The sequence below is a fragment of the Comamonas squillarum genome, assembly GCF_025309455.1.
In the GTDB taxonomy this organism is placed as follows: Bacteria; Pseudomonadota; Gammaproteobacteria; order Burkholderiales; family Burkholderiaceae_C; genus Comamonas; species Comamonas squillarum.
Genome location: NZ_CP104377.1, coordinates 563,110 through 575,728, shown reverse-complemented (window position 1 = coordinate 575,728; position 12,619 = coordinate 563,110). Strand labels below are relative to the sequence as shown.

9 protein-coding genes are annotated in these 12,619 nt (G+C 66.3%); 5 read left to right on the top strand and 4 right to left on the bottom strand.

All coding sequences use genetic code 11. The features are described 5' to 3' along the window. Positions 1-48: 48 nt before the first annotated feature. From N4T19_RS02660 to N4T19_RS02645, 4 genes are all read right to left on the bottom strand, one after another. Positions 49-2,007 (bottom strand): ABC transporter permease, encoded by a 1,959-nt coding sequence (locus N4T19_RS02660; RefSeq protein ID WP_260720264.1) that lies wholly within the window; start codon positions 2,005-2,007, stop codon positions 49-51. Between the two features lie 69 nt (positions 2,008-2,076). Beyond that, positions 2,077-4,485: a TonB-dependent siderophore receptor gene (locus N4T19_RS02655; protein ID WP_260719385.1), complete on the bottom strand. Its 2,409-nt coding sequence runs from the start codon at positions 4,483-4,485 to the stop codon at positions 2,077-2,079. 166 nt (positions 4,486-4,651) lie between these two features. Further along, on the bottom strand, positions 4,652-5,863 hold the full coding sequence (locus tag N4T19_RS02650) for a FecR family protein (RefSeq protein WP_260719384.1): 1,212 nt from the start codon (positions 5,861-5,863) through the stop codon (positions 4,652-4,654). Further along, a complete protein-coding gene (locus N4T19_RS02645; RefSeq protein ID WP_260719383.1) occupies positions 5,860-6,411 on the bottom strand; it encodes a sigma-70 family RNA polymerase sigma factor in 552 nt (183 codons plus the stop codon). The genes N4T19_RS02650 and N4T19_RS02645 overlap by 4 nt, the downstream gene beginning before the upstream one ends. 398 nt (positions 6,412-6,809) lie before the next feature. On the opposite strand from N4T19_RS02645, the gene N4T19_RS02640 reads away from it, so the two are divergent. From N4T19_RS02640 to N4T19_RS02620, 5 genes are all read left to right on the top strand, one after another. Next, a complete protein-coding gene (locus N4T19_RS02640) occupies positions 6,810-7,229 on the top strand; it encodes an Ohr family peroxiredoxin (RefSeq protein WP_260719382.1) in 420 nt (139 codons plus the stop codon). A 33-nt stretch (positions 7,230-7,262) separates the two neighbouring features. Further along, complete coding sequence (locus N4T19_RS02635) at positions 7,263-8,576, top strand: ATP-binding protein (protein ID WP_260719381.1); 1,314 nt, start codon at positions 7,263-7,265, stop codon at positions 8,574-8,576. Positions 8,577-8,625: 49 nt separating this feature from the next. Further along, positions 8,626-9,375 carry a response regulator gene (locus tag N4T19_RS02630; RefSeq protein WP_260719380.1) on the top strand — a complete coding sequence of 250 codons (750 nt, stop codon included), beginning with the start codon at positions 8,626-8,628 and terminating at the stop codon, positions 9,373-9,375. Between the two features lie 379 nt (positions 9,376-9,754). Further along, a complete protein-coding gene (locus N4T19_RS02625; RefSeq protein WP_260719379.1) occupies positions 9,755-10,777 on the top strand; it encodes an alpha/beta fold hydrolase in 1,023 nt (340 codons plus the stop codon). Between the two features lie 50 nt (positions 10,778-10,827). After that, the gene (locus tag N4T19_RS02620; RefSeq protein WP_260719378.1) at positions 10,828-12,597 is read left to right on the top strand and encodes a cytochrome c biogenesis protein DipZ; all 1,770 of its coding nucleotides are present in this window, start codon (positions 10,828-10,830) and stop codon (positions 12,595-12,597) included. The last annotated feature ends 22 nt before the right edge of the window (positions 12,598-12,619 follow it).

The following is a 12,619-nucleotide window of genomic DNA, read 5'->3' as shown; positions in this document are numbered from 1 at the left end:
GTCAGTGACAGCGCTAGCTGCCGTTAGAAGACCGCCCTCTTCCCCTCCCTAACCACCCAAAGCCACCACCGGTTCCAACCGCGCCGCCTGCCGCGCCGGCATCCAGCCAAACACCAAGCCGGTCACCACCGCGCAGCCAAAAGCCAGCAGCATCGCACTAACAGAAAGCACCACAGCGCCCCCCAAAAAAACCAACACCGCGCCAATCAACACCCCAAGAAACACACCCACCGTCCCGCCCACCATGGTCACCAGCACCGCCTCGGTCATGAACTGGCGCTGAATATCCCACTGGCGTGCGCCAGTCGCCATGCGGATACCGATCTCGCGGGTGCGCTCCTTCACGGCCATCAGCATCACATTCATCCCACCGATGCCGCCGACCAGCAGCGAGACGGCGGCGATCAGGCTGAGCATGGTGGTCATCGAATCTTTGGCCTGGGCTGCGGCCTGCAGGCGGGCGGCGGCGTTGGCGACGTAGAAGTCTTCGCGGCCGTGGCGCAGGCGCAGCAGGTTTTCGATGGCCGCTTGCGCGGGCAGCACGCTTTGGGAATCGCGGGCCCGGATAACGGTGTAGTGGGGGTCAAAACTTTTGCCGTTGGGGAAGATGCGCAGGATGCCCGAGCGGTAGGGAACGACGACCAGATCATCCTGGCTCTGGCCGCCATCGCCGGCGCCTTTTTCTGACATAACACCCACCACCTGAAAAGGCGTGGTGCCAATCAGCAGCAGCTCGCCCAGCGCTTTGCGGCCTTCAAAAAAGCGCTCATGCACCTTTTTGCCAATCACCACGACGGGGGCCAGCTCCGCATCCTCGGCGTCGGTAAAAAAGCGCCCTTGCGCCACGGGCCAGTTGTGGATGGCCGGCCAGGCACTGGTGGCGGCAATGGTGTCGCCCTGCCAGGCCACATTGCCGTAGCGCACGGTGGCCGGGTCGCGCGCTACCGGCATGGCGTGGGCCACCTCGGGCAGCTGTTCTACTGCCTCCAGGTCCGCCAAGGTAGTCACGCCAGTCGGCCCGCCTTGGGGCGGTTTGCGGTTGTTGATGTACATCACCGTCGCCCCCATCGCGCCCATGCGTGCCACCACCTCCTGGCGGGCGCCCATGCCGACGGCCAGCATCACGATGACCGAGGCCACGCCGATGACGATACCCAGCAGGGTCAAGGCCGTGCGTGCGCGGTGGATGCGCATCGAGCGCCAAGCCGAGCGCAGCGCTTCGCGCAGGTCGGCCAAGGGTTGGCTGCCTGACTTCTGCATTGCCTCGTCCATATCCGGCGGCGGCAAGGCGGCCTGCGTTGGCGCTGTGCAAGGGCTCGGCTCGCTGTCGCTGACGATGCAGCCGTCCCGGATCTCGATCACGCGGCGGGCCTGCGCCGCTATCTTGCGGTCATGGGTGATCAAGACGATGGCGTGGCCGGCATCGGCCAGCTCGTGCAGCAGGGCCATCACCTCGGCGCCGCTTTGGCTGTCGAGCGCGCCCGTGGGTTCATCGGCCAGGATGATGCGGCCGCCGTTCATCAAGGCCCGCGCAATCGATACCCGCTGCTGCTGCCCGCCGGACAGTTGGTTGGGCCGCAGATGCCGTTTGTCTGCCAGCCCCAGCCGGCCGAGCAAGGCCTGCGCCCGTGCTGCGCGTGCAGGCCTTGCGCTGCCGGCATAGATGGCGGGCATCTCCACATTCTCTTGGGCCGAATCCGTCGCAATCAGGTGGTAGCCCTGGAAGACAAAGCCAAAGGCCTCGCGCCGCAGCCAGGCCAGCGCGTCGGCATCCAGCGCCGCCACATCCCGGCCGTTGAAGTGGTAGCTGCCGTCACTCGCCCGGTCCAGGCAACCGAGCAGGTTCATCAGCGTGGATTTGCCCGAGCCCGATTGGCCAACGATGGCGACAAACTCGCCCGCCTGGATGCTTAGGTCAATGCCATGCAGCACCTCCACCTCGGGCCGGCCCGTGCTGCCACCGCCATAGCGTTTGCGGATGCCGCGCAGTTCGATCAGCGGTGTCAGCAACCGTGCCTCCGGGTGCTGGTGCCGGGGTCCGCCTCAGCCGCCTGGATCGCAGTCTCTGGCAGTCGCTCAATAGTCATAGCGCAAGGTCATCGCAAAACTGCGCGGCGTGCCCACAAACACGCCGCCGTAGTTGTTGTTGGTGGGGATGGACTGGTAGTAGTGCTTGTCCAGCGCGTTGCGCACGTTCAGCTGCAGGCGCAGATGGTTGTTGAACTGGTAGGCCGCATGCAGGTTGAGCAGCGCATAGCCGCCTTGCTGGATGCGATAGCCGCTGCCGCTGTACGACATGGCGCTTTGCGCCTGCACATTGCCGCCCAGGCGCCACTTCCCGCCGGGCAGGCGGTAGTCGGTCGAGACCTTGAAGATCCTGCGTGGCAAGGTGGTGTTGTAGGGCAGGCCGTTATTGGGGCCAGCCACGTATTTCGGGTCGCTGTAGGTAAAGCCGGCGGCCAGGTTCCAGCCGGGGGTGGGCGAGCCCGACACCTCCAGATCAATGCCCCGGTTGCGCACCTTGGCGCCTTCGGTGTAGCAACGGGTGGCACCGGTCAGACCGCAGGTCGAGGCCATGTTCAGGGCGACTGGCAGATTCAGCTGGTCGGTCTGGAACAGGGCCACGGCCGTCTGCAGGCGGCCGTCGAAGAACTGGCTCTTCATCCCGACTTCGTAGTTCTTGCCCTTGACCGGCGCCAGCAGGCCGTTGGGGCTGTAGTACTGCTGGATCGAGTAGATGTCGGTGTAGCTGGCGTAGAGCGCATGCGCAGCGCTCAGGTCATAGACCGCGCCGGCATACGGAATCACCTGCCGGCCCGAGTCGAAGGACGCGTTGGTGTAGGGGCTGCGCGATGCATAGTCCGACCAGCTGAGGCGGCTGCCGATGATAAAGCTCAGCGCATCCGTCGCGCGCAGGCGGGTGGCCACGGCAGCGCCCTTCTCGTTGCGCTCCAGCGCATAGGTGGTGGGCGTGCTGCTGAAGCCCGGCACCCGGATCGACGAGAAGTCAAAGCTGCTGATATCAATCGTCTGCGAGCCCTGGGCCGCAAAGATGTCGTAGTCAAAATTGTCCCGGCGGCGGCTCAGGCTCAGCATCAGCTGGTGCTCGCGGCCAAACAGTGTGTAGGGGCCGGTGGCATGCAGGTCAAAGGCGACTTGCTTGTCCTGGTACTCCGCATCCACCCAGGACAGGGTCTGGCCGGTATCCGAGACGCGCGCCGGGTAGTTGGCGACAAAGCTGGCGTCGGAGCGCACCGTGTTGAACGCGGCCGTCAGGTTCCAGCCATTGCCCAGGCGGTGCTTGATGTCGCCAAAGACGCTGTAGTTGTCGCGGTTGAGGTGCGCGCCCGCGCCAGACAGCGAAGCCGAGCGGTCCAGATCGTAAAAGGAGCCATCTGCCCGCGTGTTGAAGCCGCCCCAGTCATAGCCCTGGTGGTTGTCGCGCTGGGCGCTAAAGCCCAGGCTGGCCGTGGTCGCGCTGCCCAGGTCGGCCTCTACGATGGCGTAGAGCATGCGGTTGTCGGCTTCGGCCCCCTGCTTGAAGCTGTTGGCCTGGTTGTCGAACACCACCGCGCGGCCACGCACGCTGCCTGCGGCGTTGAGCGGGCCGGACACATCGAGTTGCGCTCGGTAGTCCGCCCAGGAGCCCGCGCCCAGCTCGGCGCTCATCTGGAACTCACGCGTAGGCCGCTTGCGCACCAGGTTGATGACGGCCGACGGATTGCCCGAGCCCTGCAGCAGACCATTGGCGCCGCGCACCACCTCGACCCGGTCATAGATCGCCATATTGTTGAGCGACATGGCATCCGCGGAAAAGCTCTCGGCCATGCTGGTGGACATGCCGTCAATCTGCAGGTCGGTGATCTGGAAGCCGCGCGAATAAAAGTACGAGCGCTCGGTGCCCAGCTTGCTGTAGGTCACCCCGGGCAGCGCGTCGGTCACATCATCGAGCGACTGCATATTGGCGTCGCGCATCTGCTGCTGCGTCACCACGCTGACCGACTGCGGCGTCTCGCGGATGGACAGGTCCATCTTGGTGGCCGTGCGGACCTTGTGGGTGGTGTAGGCGCCCGTGCCCTCAGTCACGCCACTGGCATCGGACTGGGCCGTGACCGTCACCGTCGACAAGGTGGCCGCATCGCGGGGATCGGCGGTCGGTGCTTTTTTGACTATCACCTCGGCGCCCTGCAGCTCCGCAACCAAACCGCTGCCCTGCAGCACCCGGTCCAGCGCTTGCCGGGGCGTGAGATTACCCGCCACGGCCGGAGCCTGCTTGCCCGCCACCAGGTCAGGATGCACCATCAGCTGCAAGCGGGCCTGGCGCGCCAGCTCGTTCAAGGCCGTGCCCAGCGGCTGCGCTGGCACGGAGATGGGCATGGCGGCCCCGGCCTGGGCATGGGCGGGCAAGGCACTGATTGCCAGCAACGGCAGGGCAAGCACGGTGGCCAGGGCGAGGGACGCGAGTTGGAAGCGCGGTTGCGGCATGAATGCGATCTCCACAGTAGAAAGTTAGGTTCCTAGCTGTGCTGACGCATGACTCGGCAAGGTGTTGAGGTCGCAGAGGACAAATTTTTTAAAATTTTTTTGTCCCCTTCCATCCACCCTTGCATGCCCTGCATTTGCGCCGCCCTCCGCTGCTTCCACCATGGCCTCAACCACCACGTGCAGCGGTAATTTCCGTCTTGCCTTCCTTGGGCACCAGCCGCACCGGCAGCACCCGGGGCAAGGCCCGGGCAAAGGCCCCCAGCTGCCGCAGCTCAAAACTGCCATGCACCTTGAGTGCGCCGACGGCCGGATCGCGGATGACCAGACCGGTATCGCCATAGCGTTCAAACTCGGCCACCGCCTGGGCCAGCGTGCTGCCGTTAAAGCTGACGCGGCCTTCGCGCCAGTTGGCAGCAGGTGCGGCCTCGTGCTGCACCGGCCCGGGCAGACCGCTGGCATCGGTGCTGACGGACTGGCCTGCGACCAGCTCCACTGCGGCGCCGGCACCCGCCAGCTCCTGCGCGCTCTGGCGGCTGGCCACGCGCACGCGGCCCTGCTCCACCGCCACGCTGACGCGCCCCTCCTCCCCCAGCCCACTGCGCGTGTTGCGCACCGAAAAGCGTGTGCCCACGACCGTGACGCGCGTCGCGCCGGCCAGCACATCAAAAGGCTGGGCGCTGTTGGTCTGCACGGTAAAGAAGGCCTGCCCCTCCAACAGCCGCACCTCGCGGCGCTGGCGGTACAGGCTCACCTCCACCTGCGTAGCGGTGTCCAGCCACAGGGTGCTGCCATCGGGCAGCGCCAGCTGCCGCTGCTCGCCACGGGCGGTCGCCAAACTTTGTGTAAAGGTCGGCTGCTGCTGCCAGAGATTCCAGCCATACCAGCCGCTGCCCACCATGCCCAGCGCGACAGCGGCCACGCCAGCCTGGGGCAGCAGCCAGCCCAGGTTGGCCAACCAGGCGCGGCGGCCGGGCGAGCTTGGCGCACCCGATGGACGGCGTCTCTCGTCCGCAGCGGCGCGGTCCGCTATCGGTGGCAACGCCAAGGCTGCCGGGCCTTCAGCGCTGGGTGGCAAGCCCGCCTTCAGCGCATCCACGCCGGCTTCTGGCAGCTCATCCATGCGGCCCCAAACGCCTTCGGCCTGCTCCAAGGCCTTGGCGTGCTCGGGGTCGCGCTCCAGCCATTCCTGCAATTCCGCCTCTTCTGCGGCAGTCAGCCCGTCCTGGCGGCGCACCATCCAGCCGATGGCCTCCACCTCCAGCGGATCCTGGCCGGCAATGAACTCGGCATAGTCGCGCGCATCCGCCGCCTCCTGGTGGGAAGGTGGCAGGGATCGGCTGGGCGCGCTGTGGCGGTGGTGGAAGTCTTGCTGGCTCATGGGCGCTGAACCTTTGTATCGGCGCCATGGCCAGCGGGTGCTGATGCGGCGGCACGGCCATGGAAACGATCATCACAGGCCTTACAGACCAGGACTGCACGGATCACATGCTGGGCCACCATATTGCGGGAGATGCCCATGTGCGCGGCCACTTGCTGGTGCGACAGGCCATCAAAACGGTTCAGTACAAAGGCCTCGCGGCAGCGCGGTGGCAGGCTTTCAATCGCCAGGTAAACGGCCCTCGCATACTGGCTGAAGGCCAGCACCTCCTCGGGTTGCAGGTGCCTGGGTGCCAGCGGCTGCTGCGCTTCGTCCAGCGCTTCGAGGCTTTGGTGGCTGCGCACCTGCTCACGCCGGTACTCGTCCGTCAGCAGGTTGCGCGCCGTGCGGAACAGCAGCGCTCGCTGGTCTGCCACCTGGGTGCCCGACTGCTGCACGCCAAAGAGGCGCACATAGGCCTCCTGCACCAGATCAGCCGCCGAGTCGCGGTCCTTCAAAGTGCGGGCGCAGAAGTTCAGCAGTTCTTTGTAATAAGCATGCGCAGCCACAGCGAATCGAGCCCCATCCCTTGCATTGGTATTGCCCGTCAGGTGGCAAGCAAGATGTGGCGGCCGCTGGATCTGTAGCGCGTAGCGAGACGGTAAGCCGAATATTATAAATGCAAATGAGAACTTATCTTATTTACATTGCGGCTGAATACGGTACCTGATGCACGGCTCGGCAGCGCCAGATCTAGTGCCCGCGCACCAGGCGCTTCAGGCATTTCTGGCAAGCTCGCCGCTCAGGGCTCACCGTGCAACGCTCTCAGACCAACACTTTTGTATAGTTTTGTACACTGCCTCTCCCAGCGCTACATTCGGTCAGAAAACCCCTTTGCCAAAGCGCCGCTGGCTTGAACAATCGCTCCGTCAGTTTGACAAAACAACACCTCCACAAGGATTTGACCATGAGCGCAGCACACGACAAGGTTCTCTACACCGGCCGCACGACGACCACCGGCGGCCGCTCCGGCGCATCGCGCAGCGATGACGGGCATCTGGATATTCGCCTGACCCAGTTTGGCACGGCAGGCACGGGCACCAATCCGGAGCAGCTGTTTGCGTCGGGCTGGTCGGCCTGCTTTATGGGCGCGATGGCGCGGGCGGCACAGAGGCTGGGCGTCAAGCTGCCAGCAGACCTGGCGGTCGAAGCCGAGGTGGACCTGGTGCAAAACGCCGAGGGCTTTGCGCTGGCCGCGCGGCTGAACGTCAGGGTGCCGGGCGTGGCGCATGACCTGGCGCTGGCCGTGGTGCAGGCGGCGCACCAGATCTGCCCATATTCCAAGGCGACACGCGGCAATATCCAGGTCGATCTTTCCGTGGCCTGATCGCCCCTTGGCTCCCCACCCGGCTTGACCTCCATGCGCAGCATTCTTCAACAGCTTGTCCCTTCCACCCTGCTGGCGCGCGTCGCCTTGCTGGTGGTGCTGGGCATGGGGGTGGCGCAGCTGCTCACCTATATGGCCATTCGCCATGAACGTGAGCAGGCGCTGATGCGGCTGATGATCAGCGGGGTCGAGCGCGATATTGCCAGCTCGGTCGCGCTGATCGACCGGCTGCCGGCGGGCGAGCGCCAGGACTGGTTCCCCAAGCTGGAGCGCCCCAACTACAGCTTTTCTCTGGAAGGTGCGGTCAGCAACGCCGCGCCCACCGACCCGGCGCTGGCCCGCTTTGCGCAGGTGGTGGCAGATGCCTTGCAGCCTTTTCCGGTGCTGGCGATGGGCCAGTTGGGCGACCGGCCCGATGCCGTGCGCATGCAGCTGCGGCTGAGCGATGGCTCCCCGCTCTACATCGTGGCGCGCCGTGTGCCTATGCCCGTGTCGGGCTGGGTCACCTGGCTGCTCGGGGGCCAGCTGCTGGTGCTCGCAGGCCTGGCCTGGCTGGCGGTGCGCCTGGTCACGCGGCCTTTGGAGAGGCTGGCCACAGCGGCCGACCAACTCGGCCCCGACCTGCAGCCCACTGTGGTGGCTGAGGCCGGCCCCGCCGAGGTGGTGCGCGCAGCGCGTGCCTTTAACGCCATGCAGCAGCGCATTGCCGGCTACCTGAACGAGCGCATGCAGATCCTCGCGGCCATCTCGCACGACCTGCAGACCCCCATCACCCGCATGCGCCTGCGGGTGGACCTGACGGACGACATGCCCGATGCCGACAAGTTTCGCCAGGACCTGGAGGCCATGCGCAGCCTGGTGCAGGAAGGCGTCAACTACGCCAAGACCCTGCAAGGCTCCGACGAGAAAGTGCGGCGCCTGGACCTGGATGCGCTGCTGCGCAGCATCGTCAATGACTATGCCGACACCGGCAGCCCCGTCACGCTCGACGGCGCTGCGGGCCAGCCCATCCACACCCGCCCCCATGCGCTGCGCCGCATTCTGGGCAACCTGATCGACAACGCCCTCAAGTACGGCCAGCGCGCCGATGTGCATCTGCGCCTGGAAGCTGGCCATCTATGCATCGACGTCTGCGATGCCGGGCCCGGCATCCCCGAGGAGCAGCTCGCAGCCGTGCTGCAGCCCTTTTACCGGGTGGAGGCCTCGCGCAACCGCGACACCGGCGGCTCGGGCCTGGGCCTGGCCATTGCCCACCAGCTGGCCCTGTCGCTGGGCGGCACGCTGCGCCTGCACAACCGCCCCGAAGGCGGCCTGCGCGCCAGCCTGCAGCTGCCGGCCACCCGCTGATACCACCCATATCACCTGACATCCACTGACACCACCGCCACCTTCTGCCATGACAAGCACCTCCCCTGCCAGCGACCACGTTCTTTTGGTGGATGACGACCGGGATATCCGCGACCTGGTCAGCGCCTACCTGCAAAAAAATGGCCTGCGCGTGACCACCGCACCCACCGGCCGGCATATGCGGCAGCTGCTGGAGACGGCAGGCCCGTTTGACCTGGTCATCCTGGACCTGATGCTGCCCGGCGAAGACGGGCTGACCTTGTGCCGCGACCTGCGCGCCGGCAAGTTCAAGACCACGCCGATCATCATGCTGACGGCACGCGGCGATGAGACCGACCGGGTGCTGGGCCTGGAAATGGGCGCCGATGACTATATGCCCAAGCCCTTTGCCGCGCGCGAGCTGCTCGCGCGCATCAAATCGGTGCTGCGGCGCACCCGTATGCTGCCACCCAATATGCGCAGCAGCGAGGAGGCGCGGTTTCTGGCCTTTGGCGAATGGCGGCTCGATACGGTGGAGCGCGTGCTGCTGGACCAGGATGGCGTGATGGTGTCGCTGAGCGGCGCCGAATACCGGCTGCTGCGCGTGCTGGTGGACCACCCGCAAAAGGTGCTCAGCCGCGACCAGATCCTGTCCATCACCCAGGGGCGCGAGGCCGAGCTGTTTGAGCGCTCCATCGACCTGATGATCAGCCGCCTGCGCAAATGCCTGAACGACGACGCCCGCGAGCCGCGCTATATCAAGACCGTCCGCAGCGAGGGCTATGTGTTTGCCGCTCAGGTGGAGGCCCAGGATGTTTAGGGTTCGCAAATGGCTGTACACATGGATGTTCTTGCTGGGATGTGCGGCTGCTGAAATCGCCTCGCCCGCAGGCCGGCCCTGCCCCTTGGCCAGCAGCAGCACCCCGCTGCGCAAGCGCGGGCCCCGCGCTTAAAACGCCCGAGCACCCCCCACCACCCCCAACACCGCCACCTTTGAGGTGGCGGTGGCGTTTCCGGGGTCGGCCATCACGGCTTTGTATAGCTGTGTATCTGCCCGCGCCGCATGCTACACGGCCATGCATTTGGGGGGTGCGCATGACACATGCCACATACATGGCGGCGGTCTACTAGCTGACAGCCAAGACACACAAGTTTCGGCGCCCAGCTATCCAACCACCTTCATCATGCAAAGGCCCTCCATGAACCCGATCACCACCTCCTCCCGCCGCAGCTTCTTGGGCCATGCCGCCCTGGGCCTGGCCCTGGCACCGATGGGCAGCTTGCTGGCCAGCAGCGCGCGCGCCGCCAGCCCGGCAGGCGCCACCAGCTTTGGCCCGCTCAAGCAGATCGATGCCGGCGACCTGCGGGTGGAATATGCCGAAGCGGGCCCCGCCAACGGCCCCGTAGCGATCCTGCTGCACGGCTGGCCTTATGACATCCATGCCTTTGTCGATGTGGCACCACGCCTGGCGGCAGCGGGCTACCGCGTCATCGTGCCCTACTTGCGCGGCTACGGCGGCACGCGTTTTCTGTCGGCTAGCACCGCACGCAATGGCCAGCAGGGCGCAGTTGCGCAGGACATCATTGCGCTGATGGACGCGCTGGGCGTGCGCCAGGCGGTGCTGGGCGCCTTTGACTGGGGTGCGCGCACCGCCTGCATCATGGCGGCGATCTGGCCCGAGCGGGTGCGCGGCCTGGTGTCGGTGAGCGGCTACCTGATCGGCAACCCGCAGGCCAATGCCAAGCCCCAGGCACCCGCTGCCGAATACGCCTGGTGGTACCAGTCTTACCTGGCCACCGACCGGGGCCGCGACGGCTATGCCGCCAACCCCGCCGCCTTCAACCGCTTTATCTGGCAGCAGGCCTCACCCCAATGGCAGTTTGACGATGCCACCTACCAGCGCAGCGCCCAGGCCTTTGACAACCCCGACCATGTCGCCATCGTGGTGCACAACTACCGCTGGCGCATTGCACTGGCAGAGGGCGAATCGCGCTTTGATGCGCTGGAGGCCCGGCTGGCCAGCGCGCCCCGCATTGCCGTGCCCAGCATCACGATGGAGGGCGATGCCAACGGCGCGCCACACCCCGCGCCTGCTGCCTATGCCGCCAAGTTCAGCGGCCCCTACGAGCACCGCAACCTGGACGGCGGCATTGGCCACAACCTGCCCCAGGAAGCGCCAGCGGCCTTTGCCCAGGCCGTGATTGACGTCACCCGCTTGTAAGCCCCTATCGCCCCCAAAACACCCCTCAACCAGCCACCAATGGAGCTGCCATGGCCTTGTACCTTGTTGCCTTTGCCGCCGGGGTGCTCAGCGTGCTGAGCCCCTGCATCCTGCCCGTTCTGCCCTTTGTCTTTGCACGCCAGGGCCAACCCAGCCGCCACGGCAGCCTGCCGCTCTTGATCGGCATGGCGCTGGCCTTTGCCGCTACCGCATCGCTGGCCGCCGCAGCCGGTAGTTGGGCGGTGCAGCTGAGCCAATTTGGCCGGGGCCTGGCGCTGCTCGCATTGGGCGTTTTTGCAGCGTCGCTGATGTTGCCTGGCCTGGCTGCCTGGTGGAGCCGGCCGCTGGTGCAGATCGGAGAAAAGCTGGCTGCCCAACAGATCCAGCGCCGCTGGCTGCATTCGGCACTGCTGGGCGTGGCCACGGGTCTGATCTGGTCGCCCTGCGCCGGCCCGGTGCTGGGCCTGCTGCTGTCCGGTGCCGCACTGGCGGGGCCGGACACTGCCACCAGCGCGCTGCTGCTGAGCTATGCGGCCGGTGCCGGCCTGGCATTGTGGGCGGCCCTGCGCATCAGCGCTGGCACCCTGGCACGCCTGCGGGCCCATTGGCTGCCGGGCGAGCGCGGTCGGCGTTTTGCAGGCGCCGCGATGCTGGCCGCCGTGTTGGCCGTGTCCACCGGGCTGGACAGCCGCCTGCTCGCCCAATCGGGTGGATGGGCCGGCTTGGGCAGCAACGGGCTGGAAAGCAGTCTGCTGCAAGCGGCCATGCCCTCGGCCCAGGCGGCCGAGCGGGCGGGCAATACCCCAGCGCCGGTCGGCGACAGCGCCCCTTACACCAGCCCGCTGCCAGTGGAATCGACCCGCCCCAGCCTGGAGGGTGGCACGCAATGGCTGAATGCCGAGCCGCAGTCCATCCCCGCGCTGCGCGGCAAGGTGGTGCTGGTCAATTTCTGGACCTACTCCTGCGTCAACTGCCTGCGCACCCTACCGTATGTCAAGGCCTGGGCGCAAAAGTATGCCGATAGCGGCCTGGTCGTGGTGGGGGTGCATGCGCCCGAGTTCGCGTTCGAGAAGGACCGCCGCCATGTCGAAAAGGCCTTGCAGCAGCTCAACATCAGCTACCCCGTCGTGCAGGACAACGGGTTCCGCATCTGGCGCGCCTTTAACAACCAGTACTGGCCTGCCCTCTACCTGGTCGACGCCCAAGGGCGCGTGCGCCACCACCAGTTTGGCGAAGGCGGCTATGCGGCCACCGAGCGTGCGCTCAACGAGCTGCTGCGCGAAGCCCAGGCACCATCGACTGCAACGGCGCCTGCGCCTAACGCCAACACAGTCCCCGACACCCAAGGCCTGGGCATGGCCGCCGACACCGCCAGCCTGCGCAGCCCGGAGCTCTACCTGGGCTACGACAAAGGCGGCAGCCTGCGCCTGGCAGGCCGCCCCGCCCCCGACAAGGCCGCCAACTACCAGCCAGCGTCCCTGCGCCTCAACACCTGGACCTTGCAGGGCAACTGGACCTTGATGCCCGAGTGGGTGCAAGCCAATGAGGCGGGCGGACGCCTGGCGCTGCGCTTTGAGGCCCGCGATGCCAACCTGGTGTTGGGCGCTGCCGGTGCTGGTCCCTTGCGCTTTCGCCTCACCATCGATGGCCAGCCCCCGGGCATCCACCACGGCAGCGATGTCGATGCCCAGGGCTACGGCCAGGTCGATGCCACACGGCTCTACCAGCTGGTGCGCCAGCAAGGTGCAGTGAAGCAGCGCACGCTGGAGATCGAGTTTCTGGATGCGGGTGCGCAGGGCTATGCGTTTACGTTTGGCTAGCGCTGGTCCTCGTACCAGTGCT

Bases quoted from the DNA above. Each gene is read 5' to 3' on its own strand.
- N4T19_RS02635 (WP_260719381.1), top strand. From the start codon at position 7,263: ATGCGCAGCATTCTTCAACAGCTTGTCCCTTCCACCCTGCTGGCGCGC.
- N4T19_RS02650 (WP_260719384.1), bottom strand. From the start codon at position 5,863: ATGAGCCAGCAAGACTTCCACCACCGCCACAGCGCGCCCAGCCGATCC.
- N4T19_RS02620 (WP_260719378.1), top strand. From the start codon at position 10,828: ATGGCCTTGTACCTTGTTGCCTTTGCCGCCGGGGTGCTCAGCGTGCTG.
- N4T19_RS02655 (WP_260719385.1), bottom strand. From the start codon at position 4,485: ATGCCGCAACCGCGCTTCCAACTCGCGTCCCTCGCCCTGGCCACCGTG.
- N4T19_RS02630 (WP_260719380.1), top strand. From the start codon at position 8,626: ATGACAAGCACCTCCCCTGCCAGCGACCACGTTCTTTTGGTGGATGAC.
- N4T19_RS02640 (WP_260719382.1), top strand. From the start codon at position 6,810: ATGAGCGCAGCACACGACAAGGTTCTCTACACCGGCCGCACGACGACC.
- N4T19_RS02625 (WP_260719379.1), top strand. From the start codon at position 9,755: ATGAACCCGATCACCACCTCCTCCCGCCGCAGCTTCTTGGGCCATGCC.